Origin of the sequence: Bacteroides sp. ZJ-18 (assembly GCF_011038705.2) — a bacterium.
GTDB lineage: Bacteria > Bacteroidota > Bacteroidia > Bacteroidales > Bacteroidaceae > Bacteroides > Bacteroides hominis.
Map to the genome: position 1 here is coordinate 1,813,808 of NZ_CP072198.1, position 22,614 is coordinate 1,836,421.

The 22,614-nt window shown below is 45.9% G+C and carries 13 protein-coding genes; all 13 read left to right on the top strand.

The window, feature by feature from the left end; genetic code table 11:
* Window positions 1–176: 176 nt before the first annotated feature.
* The 13 genes from G7Y45_RS07250 (at window position 177) to G7Y45_RS07310 (ending at window position 22,569) form a co-directional block, all read left to right on the top strand.
* Window positions 177–2,345 (top strand): glycoside hydrolase family 3 C-terminal domain-containing protein, encoded by a 2,169-nt coding sequence (locus tag G7Y45_RS07250; protein ID WP_165016960.1) that lies wholly within the window; start codon window positions 177–179, stop codon window positions 2,343–2,345.
* A 378-nt stretch (window positions 2,346–2,723) separates the two neighbouring features.
* On the top strand, window positions 2,724–5,861 hold the full coding sequence (locus tag G7Y45_RS07255; RefSeq protein ID WP_165016957.1) for a TonB-dependent receptor: 3,138 nt from the start codon (window positions 2,724–2,726) through the stop codon (window positions 5,859–5,861).
* Between the two features lie 25 nt (window positions 5,862–5,886).
* Complete coding sequence (locus tag G7Y45_RS07260) at window positions 5,887–7,554, top strand: RagB/SusD family nutrient uptake outer membrane protein (RefSeq protein WP_165016954.1); 1,668 nt, start codon at window positions 5,887–5,889, stop codon at window positions 7,552–7,554.
* A complete protein-coding gene (locus G7Y45_RS07265) occupies window positions 7,554–8,696 on the top strand; it encodes a glycan-binding surface protein (RefSeq protein ID WP_165016951.1) in 1,143 nt (380 codons plus the stop codon). Before G7Y45_RS07260 ends, G7Y45_RS07265 begins: the two co-directional genes overlap by 1 nt.
* Before the next feature lie 128 nt (window positions 8,697–8,824).
* Window positions 8,825–10,606, top strand: a complete 1,782-nt coding sequence (locus G7Y45_RS07270; protein WP_165016948.1) for a hypothetical protein — start codon at window positions 8,825–8,827, stop codon at window positions 10,604–10,606.
* A gap of 2 nt (window positions 10,607–10,608) precedes the next feature.
* Window positions 10,609–13,827, top strand: coding sequence for a carbohydrate-binding protein (locus G7Y45_RS07275; RefSeq protein WP_165016945.1), 3,219 nt, complete (start codon window positions 10,609–10,611; stop codon window positions 13,825–13,827).
* On the top strand, window positions 13,824–14,939 hold the full coding sequence (locus tag G7Y45_RS07280; RefSeq protein WP_165016942.1) for a glycoside hydrolase family 26 protein: 1,116 nt from the start codon (window positions 13,824–13,826) through the stop codon (window positions 14,937–14,939). The genes G7Y45_RS07275 and G7Y45_RS07280 overlap by 4 nt, the downstream gene beginning before the upstream one ends.
* Before the next feature lie 121 nt (window positions 14,940–15,060).
* Entirely contained in the window at window positions 15,061–16,362 is a 1,302-nt protein-coding gene (locus G7Y45_RS07285; protein WP_165016939.1) for a beta-galactosidase, read from the top strand.
* Window positions 16,359–18,803: a glycoside hydrolase family 3 N-terminal domain-containing protein gene (locus G7Y45_RS07290; RefSeq protein ID WP_165016936.1), complete on the top strand. Its 2,445-nt coding sequence runs from the start codon at window positions 16,359–16,361 to the stop codon at window positions 18,801–18,803. Before G7Y45_RS07285 ends, G7Y45_RS07290 begins: the two co-directional genes overlap by 4 nt.
* Window positions 18,804–18,808: 5 nt before the next feature.
* Window positions 18,809–20,062 (top strand): uroporphyrinogen decarboxylase family protein, encoded by a 1,254-nt coding sequence (locus G7Y45_RS07295; RefSeq protein WP_165016933.1) that lies wholly within the window; start codon window positions 18,809–18,811, stop codon window positions 20,060–20,062.
* 153 nt (window positions 20,063–20,215) lie between these two features.
* A complete protein-coding gene (locus G7Y45_RS07300; RefSeq protein ID WP_032540860.1) occupies window positions 20,216–20,854 on the top strand; it encodes a corrinoid protein in 639 nt (212 codons plus the stop codon).
* Between the two features lie 2 nt (window positions 20,855–20,856).
* Window positions 20,857–21,558 carry a vitamin B12 dependent-methionine synthase activation domain-containing protein gene (locus G7Y45_RS07305; RefSeq protein ID WP_165016930.1) on the top strand — a complete coding sequence of 234 codons (702 nt, stop codon included), beginning with the start codon at window positions 20,857–20,859 and terminating at the stop codon, window positions 21,556–21,558.
* 6 nt (window positions 21,559–21,564) lie between these two features.
* Window positions 21,565–22,569: a uroporphyrinogen decarboxylase family protein gene (locus tag G7Y45_RS07310; RefSeq protein WP_165016926.1), complete on the top strand. Its 1,005-nt coding sequence runs from the start codon at window positions 21,565–21,567 to the stop codon at window positions 22,567–22,569.
* The last annotated feature ends 45 nt before the right edge of the window (window positions 22,570–22,614 follow it).

Below are 22,614 nucleotides of genomic sequence, written 5' to 3' on the forward strand. Positions count from 1 at the left end.
TTCTGGAGTATTTGAGGATTAACTATGTGCAAAGATAATGGATTTATAAAGCAACATAAGTTATCAAAATAATAATTGTATTATGAATGGATAAAATAATACTGGATGGTTTGATGGAATCCCGATAATTTTGCATTATTGAAAAGCGTATGAACTAAAAACAGTGGAGATAGAATATGAAAGACATGCAAACAAAAATAGTAATGATAGGGATTCTACTTTCTGCCGGTATAATGTTGAGAGCTCAAGACAATGGAGGGTGTGAGGATTGTCCGGCTTTTAATGCAGGAGGAAAAGTGGAAGTCCGCGGTGTGAAAGAGAGGATTATCGGAGATTTGTCGCAACCGATTGCCGTTCGCGTGAAAACACTCATCCAACAGATGACACTGGCAGAGAAGGCATCTCAACTCGTGAGCGAAAGTGATAGCATCCCCAGGCTGAACCTTCCTGCTTATAATTATTGGAATGAATGTCTCCATGGAGTGGCTCGTGCAGGTGAAGTGACTGTTTTTCCACAGGCTATTAATCTGGCTTCTACCTGGGATACGGTATTGGTAAAGCGGGTGGCTTCTGCTATTTCTACGGAGGCGCGACTGAAATATCTGGAAATAGGAAAGGGGCTCACTTACTGGTCGCCTACTATCAATATGGCTCGTGACCCGCGCTGGGGAAGAAATGAAGAGACTTATGGTGAAGATCCGTATCTGACTTCACGGCTTGGAGTAGCCTTTGTGAAGGGGCTACAGGGTGATCATCCGGCTTATCTGAAAACTGTCGCAACAATCAAACACTTTGTGGCTAACAACGAAGAGAACAATCGCTTTTCCAGCTCTTCGCAAATACCGACGAAACAGTTGTATGAATATTATTTTCCGGCTTACGAAGCTTGCGTGAAAGAGGCAGGCGTGCAGTCGGTAATGACGGCTTATAATGCTTTTAACGGTGTGCCTCCCAGTGGCTCTCGTTGGCTGCTCGGTGAAGTGCTGAGAAAAGAGTGGGGATTTGACGGATTTGTAGTTTCTGATTGCGGGGCCATTGGGGTGATGAATTGGCAGCATAGGGTCGTGAATTCGTTGGAGGAAGCGGCAGCGCTGGGTGTCAACAGTGGGTGTGATTTGGAATGTGGCACTACATATAAAGAGAAATTGGTTCAGGCAGTGAAACAGGGCTTAATCTCGGAAGCTACTATTGATCAGGCTTTAACGCGGGTGCTGACCGCGAGGTTTAAGTTGGGAGAATTTGATCCGATGGAACTTGTGCCTTATAATCATTACGATAAGAAGCTATTGGCCGGCAAGAAGTTTGCGGAACTTGCTTATGAAGCGGCTGTCAAGTCGGTTGTGCTATTGAAAAATGAAAATCTGTTGCCTTTAAGTAAGGAGAAGACTAAATCGGTAGCTGTAGTAGGCCCGTTTGCCGATCATAATTATTTAGGTGGATATAGTGGACAGCCTCCTTATTCGGTTACACTTTTGAAAGGGGTGAAAGATTTGATGGGTAAAAGAGGAAAAGTCAACTATTTGAACGGTATAGGAGCTTCCAGGGATTCTATTGTGGCTGCGGTAAAAGGAGTCGATGTGGTGCTTGTAGCTTTGGGAAGTGATGAAAAAATGGCAAGAGAGAATCATGATATGACTTCTATTTATTTACCGGAAGAACAGGAGAAACTGCTGAAAGCTATTTATCAAGTGAACCCGAGGATCGTATTGGTTTTCCATTCGGGAAATCCGCTAACTTCTGAATGGGCGGATGTGCATATACCGGCGATTATGCAGGTCTGGTACCCCGGGCAGGAAGCCGGTAGAGCCCTGGCCGATTTATTGTTTGGGAACGAAAATCCATCGGGTAAGTTACCTATGACTATTTATCGGGCAGAAGATCAGTTGCCGGATATCCTGGATTTTGATATGTGGAAAGGGCGTACTTATCGTTATATGAAGGAAGATCCTTTATATGGTTTCGGTCATGGGTTGAGTTATACATCATTTGGGTTCGATGGTATACAAGGAAATGATACCTTGAAATCGGGCACAACGTTGCAATGTTCGGTTGAATTATCCAATACCGGTAAATGGACCGGAGAAGAAGTCGTCCAGGTGTATGTTTCCAGAGAAAATACTCCTGTCTATACATATCCGTTGAAAAAATTGGTAGCGTTTAAAAAGGTGAAACTTGCTCCGGGTGAAAAGAAGAGAGTTGAATTTAATATACCTCCCCGGGAGTTGTCGGTCTGGGAAAATGGAAACTGGAGGATGCTTACCGGAAAGTATACGCTGTTTATAGGTTCCGGACAACCGGGACTGGCAAAGGGTGTTACGAAAGGTTTTGAGGTTAAGATACAATAAGGTTGGTTTTTACAGGTTCTGAGGTAGTAGTGTTTTTTTAAGGAAAGATTGTTTGAAGGTAATTTCTTTATGTACTTGTTCTCTGATGTAAGGGTGTGCTGATTGTATCACTATCGGATAAAATAATACTGGATTGTTAATGATAACTGCACTAATTTTACATTTGAGAAAGTTCTCCGATATTGGGATAAAACAAGTCTCGATTTCGTCTTTTAGATAAACTATGGTAGAATAACGGATGCATTGAAGGCAGAAAAGAAATAAAGAGTGTTTGTCTGAATTGCATAAGTGAATGATAAAATCATACTTGTTTGTTCTCCCGGTTGACTCTATTTTTGCATTATCACAAAATTAATCATTTTAAATCAGTGTAATAGTATGAAGAACATGATGTTGTTTCTGATGGCGCTCTTGATGAGCAGCCATATGATGGCTCAGCAAACCATTGTTACAGGCGTAATCACCGATGCTAACGATGGATCTCCATTGATTGGAGCCAATGTACTGGTCAAAGGTGCCGGAACCGGTTCTATTGCCAATGTGGACGGTAAATACAGTGTAAACGTTCCGAGTGGCAAGAATGTACTGGTCTTCTCGTGTGTGGGGTATAAAGAACAGGAGATTACTTTAAAACCCGGACAGAAAATACTCAATGTGACAATGAAGGAAGATACTGAACTGCTGGATGAGGTGGTAGTCATAGGCTATGGTACAATGAAGAAGAGTGACTTGACAGGATCGGTCACCAGTATCAAAAGCGAAGACTTGATGAAAACCAATCCGATCAGTATCAACCAGGGACTTCAGGGGCGTATTGCAGGTGTGCAGGTCAACCAGAATGATGGTGCTCCCGGAGCAGGCGTGAGTATTCAGATTCGTGGTGCGAACTCGTTTTCAACTTCTACAGAACCGCTTTACATTGTAGATGGTATTCCTTTTACCAGTAGTGGAATGCCCGGAACAGGTAAAGATGGTATGATGCAGACGGCCAATCCGTTGTCGACGATTAATCCGTCGGATATCGAGTCTATTGAGATCCTGAAGGATGCTTCAGCTACGGCTATTTACGGATCACGCGGTGCGAACGGAGTGGTGTTGATTACCACCAAGCGTGGTGCGAAGGGAAAAGACAATATCAGTTTCAGTGCCAACTTCGGAATTTCAAAGGTAGTGAAGAAACTGGATATGCTGGATGGATATACATATGCATTGTATAGGAATGAAGCAGCACGGATGTTTAATGAATACGAGAATGCAAATGAAGCTATTCCTTATCCGGGCACTTCGAAAGTGGACCCGAATACCGGTGAATCGGTTTATTCTCCGGGACCGGAAGATTACCGGAATGGTACGTATCCCAGTGTAAACTGGCAGGATGAAGTATTTGAAACAGCTTTTTCCCAGGAATACAATCTGAGCGTGAACGGTTCGAATGATAAGGGGTATTATGCAATCTCCGGTAATATACTGGATCAGAGCGGTATCATTCATAACTCCGGATACAAACGTTATTCATTCCGTGCGAATCTCGCTCGTAAGGTACACGACTGGATTGAAATCGGTACGAATATGAGTTTTACCAACTCATTGAACAAGCTTGCCAAAACCAATTCTGTCAGTGATGGTATTATCCGGGGGGCTTTGTTCTATCCGGCTACCGCACCCTTGGACGATGAAACGAATAATGCCCAGTTGAACTGGTTCTCATCGAATCCTTATGTATATACCCGTGCAGCTAAAGATGAACTGGCAACGAATAGTTTCTTCTCTTCTTCATTTGTGGAAATCACACCGTATAAGGATTTGAAAGTTCGTCAGAATGTGGGTTTCTCCTATAATATAAACGAACGTGATGTGTACTATAACAGAGAGACGGTGGAAGGTAAAGATCCGACAAACGGATACGCCTCAAAAGCTGATAACTGGGCGAAGAATCTGGTACTTGAAACGATGGCGACTTACAACAAAACTTTCAATAAGAATCATTCGTTGAATGTGGTTGCTGCTTTCTCTTATGAAAGAGGGGATTATGGTAATAAAGCAATGGTAGCTACCGGGTTTCCTCAAGACTTGACGGAAGACTTTGATATGAGTGCCGCTGTGAATCCGCAGAAGCCGACCAGTGGACGCGGAATGACTTCTCTGGTGTCTTTCCTGGGACGTGCCAACTATAACCTGATGAATAAGTATCTGTTTACTGCCTCTTTCCGTCGGGATGGTTCCAGTAAGTTTGCACCGGGCAACAAATGGTCTAACTTTGCTTCAGGAGCTATTGCCTGGAGAGCATCGGAAGAGCAGTTTATTAAGGACCTGAATTTGTTTAGTAACCTGAAGTTCCGTGCAAGCTACGGGCAGACTGGTAATCAGGCGATAGGCGCCTATGCTACCCGTGACTATCTGACTGTGGCCAATTATCCGATTAACGGTGCACTTTCCAGTGGATTTGCCAATCTTACCTGGAGAGGACCTGCCAATCCGGATTTGAAGTGGGAGACCACCAGCCAGTATAATGTGGGTGTGGATATGGGATTCCTGCAGAACAGAATTAATTTGACTGTCGATCTGTATTACAAAAAGACATCTGACTTATTGCAGAATATACAGATACCACAAAGTACAGGTTTCTCGAATATGACGACTAACTTTGGAAATGTAACGAATAAGGGACTTGAAATTACCGGAAAGTTCTATGCGATCACCGGTAAGAACTTCAACTGGGATTTTGATGCTAATATTTCCTTTAACCGTAACAAGATCAGCGGACTTCCGGGAGATCAGTTTGCCCAGGGATGGAGTAAGGCTGATAATGTATTCCTGCAGCGCAACGGAATGCCGATCGGAACCATTTATGGATTTGTGGAAGATGGTTTTTATGATAATATTGCTGAAGTAAGAGCCGACCCGTTTTATGCAAAAGAGTCAGAAGCCGTATGTAAAGCAATGGTGGGTGAGGTGAAATATAAAGATTTGGATGGAGTAGCCGGTATTACAAATGCCGATCGCCAGGTAATTGGGGATACGAATCCGGATTTCACTTTCGGTATGACTCACAATTTTACTTATAAGAACTTTTCTTTAAGCTTTTTCCTGCAAGGATGTGTCGGAGGTGATATTTTCAATGCGAACTTACTCGAGGTGACTATGAGTGGTATTGGTAATATTCCGCTGAATATATATGAATCTCGCTGGACACCCGAAAACCGGGAGAATGCCAAATGGCCGAAAGCTTATGCCGGCTATGGAAGAACGATGAAACTGTCTGATCGTTATGTAGAAGACGGATCTTATCTGAGAATGAAGAATATTAATCTGGGGTATAAGTTTGTCTCTCCGTTCAAGGGAATTGAATCGATCAATCTGTTTGCTTCTGTCAGCAATGTATTCACCATTTCGGGATATAGCTGGTATGATCCGGATGTAAACTCTTTCGGTAGTGATGCTTCTCGCCGTGGCGTGGATTTATTCTCGTATCCAAGTAGTCGCACCTTCTCATTTGGTTTACAGTGTACGTTCTGATGTTTAACTCAAATCAAGAAAAGTCATGAAAAAAATAATATTCAAATCGTTTTTATTGCTATGGACAGTCCTGTTGGCATGTTCATGCAATGATTTGCTGGAAGAAAAGGCCTATGATTTTGTGTCACCCGAACAGTTGGGAGACAGTGAGAGTGCGGCTTCCCAGCTTGTGACAGGTACTTATAATACAGTGATCACCAGCTTTATTGCTCCGGGTTCTTATCTTTATCTGACCAATATGGATTGTGACTATGCGTCGGGTGCATCATGGGCATTTGGTAATGTCGGAGCAGGTAATCCACAAGGATTCTGGGGAATAGATCATATGTGGCAGGGCAGCTATACGTTGATTCACCGGGCAAATCTGGGTATATCCAAGATCTCGGCTATGAATAACCTGACTCCGGAGAGTAAACAGGACGCTTTGGCACAACTCTGCTTCCTTAAAGCATGGGCTTATTTTAACTTGGTGAGAAATTACGGTCCTGTGCCTATTTTCCGGAAATCAATATCGGAAGGGGAAGCTATGAGCCAGCCTCGTGCCTCGGTATCGGACGTATACACACATATCATTGAATTGCTGGAACAAGCTGAAGGAATGTATTCGAAAGATGATGCCGGGTTTGTAGCGGGACGTGTCTCGAGCGGAGCTGCCAAAGCGTTATTGGCGAAAGTATATGTTACTATGGCTTCCGGGGCGATGTCCGGTGTGCCTATCGTGGTTAAGGGAGGAGATCCGAATATATTTGAACCACAACCTATCACGCACATTGCAAAGACTGTTGCAGGTTATGAGTCTTTTGATCCGGCCAAGTATTATGCGTTGGCACGTGACAAAGCTTGGGAGGTGATAAACGAATATACCCTGTTTGATAATTATATGGACGTATGGGCCATAGGAAACCGTAATAAGGGAGAACACATCTGGATGGCACAGGCCATCAGCGGTGATAAGGACTTTGGAAACACGATCTGTCAGGATTATGTGGGCATTTTCAAAGAAGACGGTACGATGGAAGGTAACTGGTATGGTATGCGCGATCACTGGTATCTGCTTTTCGAAGAACAGGATACGCGTATTGTCGATGGAGTTATTCACCGATATGCGTCGGATGGAATATCCAATGGTAAGGTTATCTATAACTATTATCCCCGTTGGTATGCAGATAAAGTAGAGAATAAGGAGGTATATGACAGTCAGGGCAATGCTTTTGATGGTACGGAAGTCTATCATGAAGGTCAGGGGTGGACATTGGCGAAATTGACGAAATTTACTTTTGTTACAGACCGGAAACAAAAAAACAGTGATTTTCACTTTCCGTTACTCCGTTTGCCGGATATAATGTTGATTTATGCTGAGGCTGTCAATGAATTGAATGGCGGACCGGACGCTGAGGCCTATAATCAGGTGAACCGCATTCGTACGCGTGCCCATGCCACTCCGTTCTCCGGAATGAATCAGGATGAATTCCGTTCGGCTGTATTGGAAGAGCGTGCCCGTGAATTGGCCTATGAAGCTGACCGCCGTTATGATCTTTTCCGTTGGGGTATCTATCTGGATGTGATGAATGCCATCGATATGGATGAGCATAATGTGACTAAACGTCGTTTGGAGCGTAATCTTCTATATCCGATACCTACCAGTGAGGTGAACTCTAATGATAAGATTGATTCTAACAATCCGGGATGGTAATGAATACATTCGTAACATTTAAAATTGAAGATACAATGAAAACATTTAGATATATTTTATTCGTATGGGTGATTCTGGGCTGTGGTCTGTTTGCATCGTGTAAAGATGATGAAGTGGAATATGCCCCTCTGGCTGTCACCCGGGTATCTACGGTACTCGATCGCGAACAGGGGATCGATCAGGCTAATCTTGCACAATATATCATTGTGCAAGGTACAGGATTGAATGCTGTTAATTCGATTCTGGTAAATGATGTACAGGTTGATTTGAGAGATGCGTATATCACTTCCGGAGAAATAACTTTTCCGATCCCCAGGATAATTCCGGGAGAGGTAAATAATCTGATAACTTTAGGAAACGGAAATTCTACCGTAACTACTCCGATATCGGTGTTTATTCCTGAATTGGAGGTGAACGGTATGTTCAATGAATTTACGCCGGCAGGTGATACGATGCAGGTGGTTGGCGATTATTTTGATCTTTATGAGATAACGACCGAATCGGGGCAGCTGTTCTTTGGTGGAAAAGAAGCGGAGATAACAAAAGCAACCGGTAACAGTCTGAGTTTTGTGTTGCCGGAGGATGCCGTAATAGGTTCAAAAATTAAATTAGTCAGCCCGGTTTGTGGAGAAGTCATGGTTCCCGGTAAATATATGGAAAAGGGCAATATGCTGTGTGACTTTGACCCGTTCACCGGTTGGGGAGGTGGTAAATATGTGATAAATGGTCCCGTTCCTGCTCCGTACAGCGGACAATTCTCCCGTTTCAAGATTAATAAGGGAGATGCGAATGATTGGGACTGGAACGAGGTGACTACTATTGCACAGTGTGCTGTCGAATACTTTCCCGAGGTTATTGCCGATCAGGATAAATATTTGCTGAAGTTTGAAGTAAATACAATCAAGCCATTGACCAAAAGACAGATCCGATTTTACTTCTCGCAGATTAATTACGATTGGGAACCTTTTGCATCGGGACTCGCCTTGAATACGAACGGAGAGTGGAAAACGGTTTCTATTGACTTGGGAGAAATGTGGAAAGGGGACATTCCTAATGATGGAGTTTTACAGATTATGGGTAATAGTTGGGCGGAAGATACGGATATCTGCTTTGATAATTTCCGTATTGTTCCCAAAGATTAAGGTGTGTTTAGTGAAAGGTAGTTTATTGACTGCCTGATGTAGGGTAGAGTTGGTAAAAGAGGGGCAGTTTTCTTATAACTATCCCTCTTTTTAACTCACTCCGCAATATGAATAAAAAAAGAATGACAATGCGGAAAATTCAATATTTGTTTATCGGTTTGTTCTTCTGTCTGGGGATACAGGCACAGGAGAAATTTAATATCAGGGGGGTACTTCCCTGGCATAATTTCTTGTCAGGACCTACTTCATGGAACTTGTCAGATTACCGGAATTATCTGGATGAATGTCAGAAAAATGGTATCAACTTCATTGGTTTCCACAATTATACGGGGGGTGGTGAGCGTTATGCCACTTATGTGGAACCTATGATAAAAATAGAATATAAGAATATTCTTCCTCAAGCCTGTTTTGATAATTCTCTGACTGCACGTTGGGGCTATCTGCCGATGGCTGTGAAAGACTTTGCTTATGATACGGGAAAAGCATTCCACTTATCTGCAGGGGCAGAAGCTTTCGGTAATGACGGTTCGGTTACCTCGTACTCTCCCCGGGAGCATTACGAAAAGGCCCAGGGGCTGATGCGTGATGTATTGAAAATGGCACATGAACGGGGAATTCGTATGGCTATGGGATTTGAATTCGGAGTGATTCCTCCCGAATACTTTTCTTTGAATGTAGCCGGAGACTGTTTCTATTGGCCAGGTGAATCGAATATGATTCCGAATCCGAAAAGCCAGATAGCAGCCGAGATACATTATGCTGCAATTGATGATATCCTGAAAGCTTATCCGGATATTGATTACATCTGGATGTGGCTGAATGAACATTCGTTTATGGGAGTCGATACTCAGAAAGCATTGCGGAATGCACCTTTTGCCCGTGCTTATCGGGAAAATGAAAGCTTCTTTGAGGAAGCGGCCGATTCATCGGCCCGTTTTGTCGGAGTGTGGGCGCTGGAATATATGAAACTGACTTATGATTATCTGAAATCAAAGGGTTCGCATGCCAAATTGATCCTTGGTGGCTGGGGAGGAGGACATCAGTTACCTTCATTGCTGAAAGGATTGGACAGAGCTTTGCCCAAAGATATTATTTTCAGTTGTCTCAATCCGGATCTGGGGAAAAGTCCACAACCGGAGTTTCTGGAAGAGATTGCCCGGAACCGTAATGTATGGGCAGTTCCCTGGTTGGAAGGCGATCACCAGTTGTGGCATTTTCAGCCAAGGGTCCATATGATGCGTGAACATGTGAAACTTGCCGCTAAACAGAATCTGGACGGAGTGGTTGCTATCCACTGGCGTACGGAGGAACCTCGTTTTAATTTCCGAACGTTTGCCCATTTTGCTTCGGATAAAGATGCCAAAGAAAGTGTGGAGCAGTTGTATGACAGATTTCTGACGGAGGAGTTCGGAAAAGATGCGGCTAAAAAAATGACCCCGTTGCTTGCCGGAATGGATCGGAAACAAATTCAGTGGAATGTGCCTTCGCCGGAGTTTTACGCCTATACTCCGGAATGGGGACTGCTGGACGAAAATAATGTGCGGATACGGAAAGAACTGGTGTCTTCGGGAGAATCATTATTGAAAAAGTTAAAAGGGGAGCAGCGGGATAATCTGGAACGTTTCATAGCAATGTTTCGTTTTGAACTTCTCTTGGGAGAGGTGGATCAGGCTATGATGCCTGCTTTTACCTTAAAGAAGAAAGAAGCGCAAGGTGAGAAAATAGATGCTTCACAGGAATATGCGGATGCATACCGGTTATTGCTTTCAGCACCAATCAAAGAGATGTTCGATACTTATGTGAAACGGGTTCATTCACGTGGAGAACTGGGCGTTCTTAGCTCTTTGAACCAGCGTGTGTGGCGTGAATACAATGAACTTAAAACTTATCTGGAAAATAAAATAAAATAGAAATGAGACGAATGGCATATCACCTGCTGGCTGTTTTGATTCTGGCAATGACAGCATCGACAATCAAAGCACAGATTTTATTGGTTACTTCGGGTACACCGGTCGAAGAATATGCGGCAGCAGAGCTTCAACGATATTACTATCAGTTGTCCGGGCGGCTATTATCTGTCGGACATGGAGAGGTGCCGGACAGGAAAACGGAATTTGTGCTTACAAGACTGGATCATCCGTTGATGACTTCTTGGAAAGACAATGGAGTGCTGTCTCTGGCATCAGTGCCCGGAGCACAGGGGTATGTCATTCGGACAGTGAAGGAAAAAGGCAGGCAACTGGTGGTTATTGCCGGTGCGGATGCCAGTGGACTGCTTTATGGCGTATATGGGTTATTGGAGGATCATTTAGGAATGCGTTTCTATATGAACGGGGATGTGTATCCCGATAAAAAAAAGCCGCAGACAAAGTTACCGTTTATCCGGGATGAACGTACGCCGACAATGACCGTTCGCGGATTTCTTCCTTGGACTAATTTTCCGCAATCGGCTACGATTTATTCATGGGATGATTGGCGTTACATCATAGATCAGGCTGCGCGGATGCGGATGAATTTTATTATGATTCATAATTATAACGGGTTTTGCGGGCATAATGAATTGTTTCATAATTTTGAGTATAAAGGTCATTTGTCACGTGGATGGATGCCTACCATAAAGACCGGACACGGATGGTGTTGCCCCGGATGGGATGTCAATGAATATCTTTTTGGAGCATCCGGGATTTATGATGACTATGATTTTGGAGCTGATTATGGGTTACATAATGAAACGCTGACGAATAGCCAGATCAAAGAGAAAGGAGCAACTATATTCCGCAAGGTGATCGCTTATGCACATTTGCGTGGTGTGAAAATAGGCTTAGGATTGGATATCGATGTCCTCTTGCCAGAATATCAGACTGAGCCGGATAATAGAGAAGTAATTAAGGCACAGGTTACAGAAATTGCCTGTGAATATCCAGAATTGGATTATCTGCTTTGTTTCCAGTCTGAAGGGCAGAAGAATGAAGCTTTTTATGCCCGCTGGCGGAGAGTTTTTGATGGATTCTATGAAGAGATGAAGCGGATGTCGCCTTCTACCCGTATAGCTGTATCGGGGTGGGGGCTGACCCCGGAATCAGTGAATAGTCTGCCCGAAGATGTTATTTGTGCTCCCATATCTTATTATTCGGCAGCGTTCGAACCGGGAAGTGTGTATGGCAGTCGTGAATACTGGGGATGTCCCTGGTTGGAACGGGATTTTAACAGTTCTGAATATTACTATCCTTATAATGTGGATCTTTCGGAAACCATCCGGGCCTTTGGAGATGCTTCTCCCAATATGAATGGTTTTTATGCACTGACGTGGAGACTGGCCGACGCTATTTCTCCTAAAATGTGGTATATCAGTAAGGCCCCCTGGTATAAGCGTGAAGTACTGGATTCTTCGGAGAAGGTATATCGGGATTTTGCATGTGCCAGTTACGGGAAAAATGCAGCCGATGCCATTACCGGTATTATCAATCAAAACGAGCCTTTTGCCACTGACTTTGGCGAGTGTCAGGAAACACCCGGATTTAATCAGGTGGTGCATACTTATCCGTTGATGAACCTTCGTTCGATGGCTTTTATCGGGAAAAATGGAGAAACCGTAAAGATAGAAGCTACCGGATACAAAGAGAAGAAAGGTACCCAAAATGCCCCTTGTGATGAAGGTGGTGAGTGTGTAGGGTATATTATGGCGGATGACTGGTTGGAGTATCCTGCGGTTGATTTTAGTAATAGTCCTGAGCGGATGTCCGTTCGGGTCGCTTCTGCATCTTCGGGTGGGGTTGCCACTGTTTGTCTGGACCGTCTGGAAGGCCCTGTTATCGCCCGGTTTGAGGTAAAGAATACGGAAGGGTGGCAATCTTGGAGAACGCTGACGGTTCCGGTGAGCGGATTGAAGGGTATTCATACATTGTATATTCGTTTTCAACCTTTTGATGTGATAGCCGGGGCGGAAAAATTAGCTGAAGCACAATTGAAAACCATTGATAGTTGTATGGCGGTTACTCCGGATGCACTTCAGAGGTTGCGTCTTTCCCGGTTGCGCGCGCGCATTCAGGGTGCTGCTTGCCACATTGCGTTGAATGCCGGTTTTGAAGCTTATCGGTGGGATGATTTACCCGGAAAGATGGATGAATGGGCGCGCAGCTTCCTGTATCGTATCGAGGATATTTCGTCCTACGGGAATATCATGAGTACTCAGAATAGATTTGTCAAACAGAATTATGTAGCGAAAATCAATCAACTTCGTAAGCAACAGCGGGTACAGGCACCTTCGCATATCACAGCCAAGGGAACTCGTGAGGGAGCATTGGTCAGTTGGCGTAATGAAGAACCGGCGGCAAAGGCTTTTGTTGTTTGTCGTAATGGAGAAGAAATTGATACATTGGCAGCCGGTGTGACATGCTATCGGGATATGTTTCATGGAGTTGCTATCTATTCGGTGTACACGGTGGATGTTGAAGGGCATAAGAGTCCTTTGGGAATACCTGCCCGGTGTCCGGCTGGAAATGCAGATCGTGAAGCACCGGTTATTGTTATTAATTCTCCGGTGACTTCCGTAATGAAGGGAGCTCCGTTGCATATCCGGTTTTCTGTGGTTGAAGACCGGTTGCCCGAAGTTGTATCCGGAACACTTCACTATCGGAAACCGGGAGATAAAGTATGGAAAGAGTTGCCGTTTGAACGCCGGGTCAGAGCTGTCTTCACATTGACGTTGCCTGCTTCCGGGATTACCGAAGAAGGAATAGAATACTATATTTCTGTTTCCGATTCTCACAATACCTCCTTTTATCCGGCCTCTGCTCCGTTCCGGAATCATACGGTAGTGGTGACGGGAATACAAGGGAATGATAAACCGATACCTCCGGTGGTAAAACAAATCGATAATAACCGTATGTACTGGACTTGTACGGAGAATGCGGAAATGTATCGCATCTATCGTGCTAAGACTCCCGATTTTGCAGTCGGGGCAGGTACGTTTGTGACGTTTGTAGCTGGAAATACATGCACCTTTGCCGATAATGGATTCGATTTTGACGGAACTCCTTTAAAAGGGACTTATTATTATCGCCTGACTTCCGTATCACGGTGGGATTGTGAAAGTGAGGCATCAGATATCATTCAAATAGATTATCAATGAAAAGAATTGGAATATACATTGCTACTGTGGTCTGCATCTTGTCCTGTGTTCCCCCGCAAAGGAATTTGCTGACAGAAACCAGACAGATGCTGGTTGACTCAGGCGCAACTGAACGGACGGCAGCTTTGTTTTATAACTTGCGCCAACTGACCGGGAAACAGGTTGTTTACGGACAACATAATTATGAAATGGATGGGTTTGACTCGGATACCACACGCTGGCGGGATGAAGCGAACCGATGTGACGCATACGATGTGACGGGAACTTATCCAGCTTTGGCCAGCTTTGATTTTCTTCATTTTACAAATCCCCGTAGTTGGGAAACAAAAGACCCGGATTACATCCGGCAGAAGTTTCATGCTGCATATAACCGAGGTAACGTGATTACATTCTGCTGGCATTATTACAATCCGGTGACCGGTGGAAACTTTTATGATACCACCCGGGTGGTCCGCCATATCTTACCGGGAGGTTCCCATCATGCTATATTTAAGGCTGACCTGAAAATCATTGCCGACTTTGCCCACAATGCAAAAGCCGACAACGGAGAATTGATTCCCATTATATTCCGTCCCTGGCATGAGTTTGATGGCAACTGGTTCTGGTGGGGCAGAAATCATTGCCGGGTTGAGGAGTTTAAAGAATTATATAGGTTTACGGTCACTTACCTCAGGGACTCTCTGCAGGTACATAACTTTCTGTATGCTTTCTCTCCTGATTGTGGCTTTACTACCGAAGCCGAATACCTGGAACGCTATCCGGGAGATGAATATGTAGATGTGGTAGGAATGGATAATTACTGGGATTTTCGTCCGGATGGAGGAGACACTTCTCTGGTTGTTTTGAAAGCACGTATACTGACTCAGTATGCCCGGCGGCATGCAAAACTTTCGGCTATTACCGAGACCGGTACACAGACCCGTGACTCGTTGTGGTATACGCAATTGTTGTCCATCCTGCGTTCGGAAGGAGTAGCTTTGAACTATGTGTGTAGCTGGTCCGGGTTTGCTCCTTATAAAGGACATCCGGCTGCAACCGATTTTTGCCGGTTTAAGGAAGATTCCCTGATACTTTTTGCAGATGAGATTCCCGATTTCTATACTTGGCCTTAACCTGCTTATAATAATATCATGGAATGCTAAGATAGTATTAGGTATATATGGGGACGACGCTTATCTTTGCAATATCAGTTACAGAGTGAAAAGAATCTTATAAATAAAACATCTGATAATTATGAAAACCCTATCGAGTATACTACTGACCTTGCTGGTCGTGTTCGGGGCATGTACTTCTCCCCGGATTTCTTCCGATCCTTTTGTCCGTGTGTCAGATGGGCGTCTGACGGTGAATGGAAAACCTTACTATTATATTGGGACCAATTTCTGGTATGGAGCCATATTGGGGTCACAGGGGCAGGGGGGTAATCGTGAAAGGCTGCTTCGTGAACTCGATCACCTGAAAGCCCATGGAATCAATAACCTGCGTGTTCTTGTCGGGGCCGATGGGAAAGATGGTATCCCGACAAAAGCTGAACCTGCGCTTCAGATAGAAGCAGGCGTATATAACGATACTATTTTCGACGGACTCGATTATTTCTTATCGGAGTTGGGCAAACGGGATATGTATGCTGTGCTTTTCCTGAACAATAGTTGGGAGTGGTCGGGCGGATATTCCCAATACCTTTATTGGGCGGGACACGGTGAGGTACCGATGCCGAATATAGCCGGGTGGGATGCATTCTCCGGTTATGTGGCACAATACGCTAAGTCTGAAAAAGCACACCGTCTGTTCCGGAATCATGTCACCCACGTCGTGAATCGTGTCAACCGGTACACGGGAAAGAAATACAGTGAAGATCCTGCGATCATGTCCTGGCAGATAGGAAATGAGCCCCGTCCGTTCGGTGAGGAGAATAAGGAAAGCTTTGCGGCGTGGATTGCGGATTGTGCGGCACTTATTAAATCATTGGACCCTAATCATCTGGTCTCGGTCGGATCGGAGGGAATGGCCGGTTGTGAAGGAGATCTTTCACTTTGGACTTCCATTCATTCCGATGCCAATATCGATTATGCCACGATTCATATCTGGCCGAACAATTGGGGATGGATCGATAAGAAAGATATTCCGGGAACTCTCGGACAGGCCATAAATAATACTTGCTCTTATATTGACATACATGCTCAAGAGGCTCATAAGATAAACAAGCCGTTGGTGCTTGAAGAGTTCGGTTTGCCGAGAGACAGCGTAAAGTTTGCCTCGGACAGTCCGACTGTCCAACGAGACCTTTATTATAGGGAAGTGTTTGATATCGTCAAAAAGCATGCTGCCGGGAAAGGTGTTTTTCAAGGATGTAATTTCTGGGCATGGGGTGGATTTGCACAACCCCGCCACCTCTTCTGGGAAAAAGGAGATGACTACATGGGAGATCCCGGGCAGGAAGAACAAGGGTTGAATTCGGTTTATGCAACGGATTCGACAGTGGATATGATTAGAGAGACGGTAAATGATATTAACCAGATAATTCAGAAACAATGAAAATGAAATTACTGTGTATTCTGTTGCTGGGAGTGATTCCCGTATGCCCGATCCATGGCAAGGATACGTTCGGGAAGAAAAAAGATAAAGCAACGCGGCTCTTTTTTTATGATCTGAATAAGAACGGGCAGATGGATACCTATGAAAACCCTTCTGTTCCGGTAGAAGAGCGTGTGGAGCACCTTCTGTCACAGATGACGCTGGAAGAAAAGGTAGGCCAGATGCTTACTTCATTGGGATGGCCGATGTACGAACGGGTGGGAGAGGAAATTCGCCTGACTGCACGGTTGGAAAAGGAAATCAGCGAATATCATATCGGGGCACTCTGGGGCTTTATGCGGGCCGATCCATGGACACAGCGCACACTGCATACCGGCCTCAATCCTTCATTGGCTGCCCGCGCCTCCAACCGTCTTCAGGCTTTTGTCATGGAGCATAGCCGTTTGGGCATTCCGTTGTTCCTGGCGGAAGAATGCCCTCATGGACATATGGCGATTGGTACAACCGTTTTTCCCACTTCCATTGGTCAGGCCAGTACCTGGAATCCGGAGCTGATCCGGCAGATGGGGCGTGTTATTGCAACCGAAGCAAGTGCTCAGGGAGCGCATATCGGTTATGGGCCGGTACTTGATTTAGCCCGCGATCCGCGTTGGTCACGTGTGGAAGAGACTTACGGAGAAGACCCTTATCTGAATGGAGTGATGGGAGCTGCTTTGGTTCGCGGTTTTCAAGGGGACACACTAAGGGGGCGTAAAAGCGTAATTGCCACTCTCAAGCATTTTGCCTCGTATGGCTGGACCGAAGGGGGACATAACGGAGGTACTGCCCATCTGGGCGAACGTGAACTGGAAGAAGCTATTTTCCCTCCTTTTCGTGAAGCTGTAGGGGCAGGAGCATTGTCGGTGATGAGTTCGTATAATGAAATAGACGGTAATCCGTGTACCGGAAGCCGCTATTTGCTGACAGATATTTTGAAAGACCGTTGGCAATTCAAAGGTTTCGTCGTGTCCGATTTGTATGCTATTGGCGGATTACGGGAACACGGAGTTGCAGGCAGTGACTATGAAGCAGCCGTGAAAGCTGTGAATGCCGGGGTGGATAGTGATCTGGGGACGAATGTATATGCGGAACAACTGGTTGCCGCAGTTCGAAAAGGAGATGTCGCTATGGAGACAGTAGATAAGGCGGTACGCCGCATATTATCTCTCAAATTTCACATGGGATTGTTTGATGCTCCGTTTGTTGATGATAAGCGTCCGGCACAACTGGTTGCCTCTCCCGAGCATATCGGACTGGCTCGTGAAGTTGCCCGTCAGTCAATCGTTCTGCTTAAGAATGAAGACAAGCTGTTACCGTTGAAGAAGGATATTCGTACCCTTGCCGTCATAGGTCCCAATGCCGATAATGGTTATAATATGCTTGGTGACTATACAGCCCCTCAGGCAGACGGTTCTGTGGTGACTGTTCTGGAGGGCATCCGGCAAAAAGTTTCTAAAGACACCCGTGTGCTTTATGCCAAAGGTTGTGCCGTGCGGGATTCTTCCCGTACCGGATTTGCCGATGCCATAGAGGCTGCCCGTAGTGCCGATGTCGTGGTGATGGTAGTAGGAGGATCGAGTGCCCGGGATTTTTCTTCGGAATATGAAGAGACAGGAGCCGCCAAGGTCTCTGCAAACCGGGTCAGTGATATGGAAAGTGGAGAGGGATATGACCGTGCCACACTTCATCTTATGGGCAGACAATTGGAATTGCTGGAAGAGGTTCGCAAATTGGGCAAGCCGATGGTATTGGTCCTGATCAAAGGGCGCCCGTTATTGATGGAGGGAGTCATTCAGGAAGCAGATGCAATTCTTGATGCCTGGTATCCGGGTATGCAGGGAGGAAATGCTGTGGCAGATGTGCTATTTGGCGATTACAATCCGGCAGGTCGTCTCACACTTTCCGTTCCGCGTTCGGTCGGACAGCTTCCGGTATACTATAATACGAAACGTAAGGGAAATCGCAGTCGCTATATAGAAGAGGCGGGTACTCCCCGTTATCCTTTTGGCTATGGCCTTAGCTATACGATGTTCTCCTATACCGGCATGAAGGTTCGGGTGAGTGAAGAAAGCAATCACTGCCGGGTAGATGTATCGGTAACTGTACGCAACCAGGGTACAGTGGATGGTGACGAAGTGGTGCAGCTTTATCTGCGGGATGAAGTCGGCAGCTTTACAACTCCTGACAGACAGCTGCGTGCTTTCAGCCGTGTACGCCTGAAAGCAGGTGAGACCCGGGAAATAACTTTTACTCTCGACAAGAAGTCGTTGGCCCTGTATATGCGGGACGGTGAATGGGCCGTGGAACCGGGACGTTTTACAGTTATGGCAGGAGGCTCTTCCGAAGACATTGCCTGTCAGCAGGAATTTGAGATAAACCGAAAATATACTTTTAAAATGTAAATGCTATGAACGGATCAAGAGATAAAGTGCGCAGTGCACTCAATCACCGGAATACAGGTAGTGTACCGGTCGATTTCGGTGCAACAGCGGTTACAGGCATTCATTGCCGCATTGTAGAAGCATTGAGGAATTATTATGGGCTGGAACCCCGGCCGGTAAAGATTGTGGATGCCTTTCAAATGTTAGGGGAAGTAGATGCGGAACTGGCTGAAAAGATCGGGGTGGACTGTATCGGTATAGGAGGTCCTAAAGATATTTTCGATCTGGATGTAACCCGTATGCGTGAACAGACAACACCTTGGGGACAACTGGTGCTGGTGCCTGAAGCGATGGATCTTACTCCCGATGCTCAAGGAGATGTTTATGTGCATGCCGGAGGAGATAAAAGCTATCCCCCCAGTGCCGTGATGCCCAAAGGATGCTATTTTATTAATGCCATCGAGCGTCAGCACCCCATTGACGAAGAACAGCTGAATCCGGAAGACAATGTGGAAGAGTTCGGATTGTTGACGGAGGGAGATCTGGCTTATTACCGTTCGGAGACAGATAAAGCATATCAGACCGGCCGGGCCGTCGTGGCCAGTTTCGGAGGCACAGCCTTGGGAGACGTTGCTTTTGTTCCCGGTATGGGGCTGAAGCAGCCGAAGGGGATCCGGAGTGTGGTGGAGTGGTATATGTCTACAGCCATGCGGCAGGATTATCTGCATCAGGTATTTGAGAAAGAGATTGATATTGCCATTACTAATTATGAGAAACTTTGGGCTGCACTCGGAGATAAAATAGAGGTGGTGCTGACATGTGGTACAGATTTCGGTTCACAAGAGTCGCAGTTTTGTTCCATAGATACCTTCCGCGAACTTTGGTTGCCGCACTATCGGCGGATGAACGACTGGATACATCAGCATACCACCTGGAAAATATTCAAGCACTCTTGCGGAGCTATCATTCCCATTTTGCCCGGGCTGATCGAAGCTGGATTCGACATTATCAATCCGGTTCAGATCAATGCCAAAGACATGGATTCCCGGAGGTTGAAAGAGGAATTCGGCAGCCGGCTGACTTTCTGGGGAGGAGGGGTCGACACGCAGAAGATACTGCCTTTCGGTACTCCGGACGAGATACGTCGCCATGTAAAGGAGCAGTGTGAGATATTGGGACGTGACGGAGGGTTTGTTTTTAATGCCGTCCATAACATTCAGGCCAATGTTCCCGTCGAGAATGTAGTTGCGATGTTCGATGCTTTAAAGGATTTCCGCTGAGGACCGTTTGTGGGGCTATAATTATTGACAATATGAAAATCTGCCGGCAACTGTTGCCGGATGAGGATACATCAATGCAATGAATCTATGTCAGAGGTTCGTTGGGAAAGAGTACATATATATACATTATTAATCTTATAAATGATAAATGCCATGAATAACCTCAATGAATTATATGAAGCCATCTTGGCGGGTAAATTGGAACAGGCAGTCAGTGTTACCAGAGAAGCGGTTGCCGGAGGAGTTGCACCTCAGGAGATCATCAATGAATATATGATCAAGGCCATGGAAGCCATCGGTGCACGTTTTGAATCGGGACAGGTGTTTGTGCCGAATCTCCTGATGAGCGCACGTGCCATGCGTGGTGCCCTCGATATACTCAAACCACTGATGCAGGGGAAGGCCGATTCGTACATCGGCAGGATTGTGATTGGTACGGTCAAGGGAGATCTGCATGATATCGGTAAGAACTTGGTCGCCTCCATGTTTGAAGGGTGTGGATTTGAAGTCATCAACTTGGGAGTAGACGTATCGAGTGACAAATTCATCTCTGCGGCACTGGAGAACAAGGCAGACATCATTTGTATGTCCGCGTTGCTCACCACTACCATGAACTATATGAAGGAGGTAATCGATGCCCTCGAAACCTCCGGATTGAGGGGAAAAGTGAAGGTGATGGTGGGAGGTGCGCCTGTCAGCGATGCTTTTGCCAGGTCTATCGGTGCCGATGCCTATACCAGTAATGCCAATGCAGCCGTAATCGTGGCTAAAAAGTTGATAAACGCCTGCTGAACATGTTTATGAATCCCCATATCGTTGAAGGATGCCTGCCTTTCACCTCGTTGAGGCTCGATCCGGAGGACATCAGTCTTTCGATGGGTGCCGGTTACGTGCCCGACGCAGAGATGCGGGCAATGTGCCGTGCACTCGAAGAAGAGATTGCCGGCATTTGTATCCCCCGGTTTCTGTATATCCTGTTCGATTCCGAACCGGCCGGTACTTGCGAAGTGGGAGTGAATGGGATTTGCCTGAAGACGGGAGCCGTTATTACTCCCTATCTGAAAGATGCTGCGGGCTATGCGCTCTTTGTGGCCACTGCGGGGCGTGAGTTTGAGGCTTTTCAGCATGAGATGTGCGCCCGGGGTGACATTCTGCGGGAGTTTCTTCTGGATGCCTATGGTTCGGCGATTGCCGAAGCTGTCGTCCGTGAGGTGTGCCGGAAGGTGGAAACACAGATGTTCGCTTTAGGCTATGGGGTGAGCCATCCTTACAGTCCCGGTTATTGCGGGTGGCATGTCACACAGCAACAGTTACTTTTCAGTTGCCTGCCCGAATCTCCTTGTGGGATTCGGTTGAGTGATTCTTCCCTGATGTCACCCATTAAGTCGGTCAGCGGTATTCTTGCTTATGGTCCCCGCATGGTCAAGCGGAAATATGGATGCGAACTGTGCGGCAAAGCCGATTGCTATAAAAACAGAAATAAACTAAAAAGATAGAATGCTATGGAACTGTCACAATATATAAAAGATAAATTAGTATCAGAGAAACGGGTGGCAATGCCCATCATGACCCATCCGGGCATCGAGTTACTGGGTAAACGGGTGCTGGATGCCGTAACGAACGGAGAAATCCATTATCACGCCATCCGTGCCTTGAATGAATGTTTTCCGCAATCGGTGGCTTGTACCACCATTATGGATCTTACAGTAGAGGCAGAAGCCTTTGGAGCACAACTCAGTATGTCTTCCAATGAAGTACCCAGCGTGTCCGGGCGCCTGCTTGCCGGATATGCGGATGTAGAGGTCTTGCAAGTTCCTTCACTTGAATCCGGGCGTGTGCCTCAATACTTGCAGGCCGACCGCCTGGCGGCAAAAGGGATAGATAAGCCCGTGCTGGCGGGATGTATCGGTCCTTACTCTTTGGCAGGACGTCTGTATGATATGACGGAAATCATGATGGCTATTTATACAGAACCCGAAACGGCCCGGCTATTGCTTGAAAAATGTACGGAGTTCATTTTGCGCTATTGTCTTGCCATTAAGGAGACCGGGGTAGCCGGGGTCATTATGGCGGAACCGGCTGCGGGGCTTCTTTCGAACGAAGATTGCCTGCAATATTCGTCTGTCTACGTGAAACGCATTATCGATGCCGTGCAGGACGATTCGTTCACGGTTATCTTGCATAATTGCGGTAATACGGGACATTGTACTCCGGCTATGCTGGCTACCGGTGCCCAAGGATATCATTTCGGTAATAAAGCGGATATGCTTGCCGCTCTCCGCGAGTGCCCTTCGGATGTATGGGTGATGGGGAATCTGGACCCTGTGGGCGTATTCAGGATATTAACTCCCGAGGAAGTTTTCGCGCAGACAGAAGAACTTCTGAGCCGTACAGGCGGATACGCTAACTTTATTGTCTCTACCGGTTGCGACACTCCGCCCGAAGTACCTTTTGATAACATTCAGGCTTTTTATCTGGCTGTAGAGAAATACAATAAGGGGAGATGAATGATAATACCAGTATTGGATAATATTGTACTTGTTTCCGGGGGG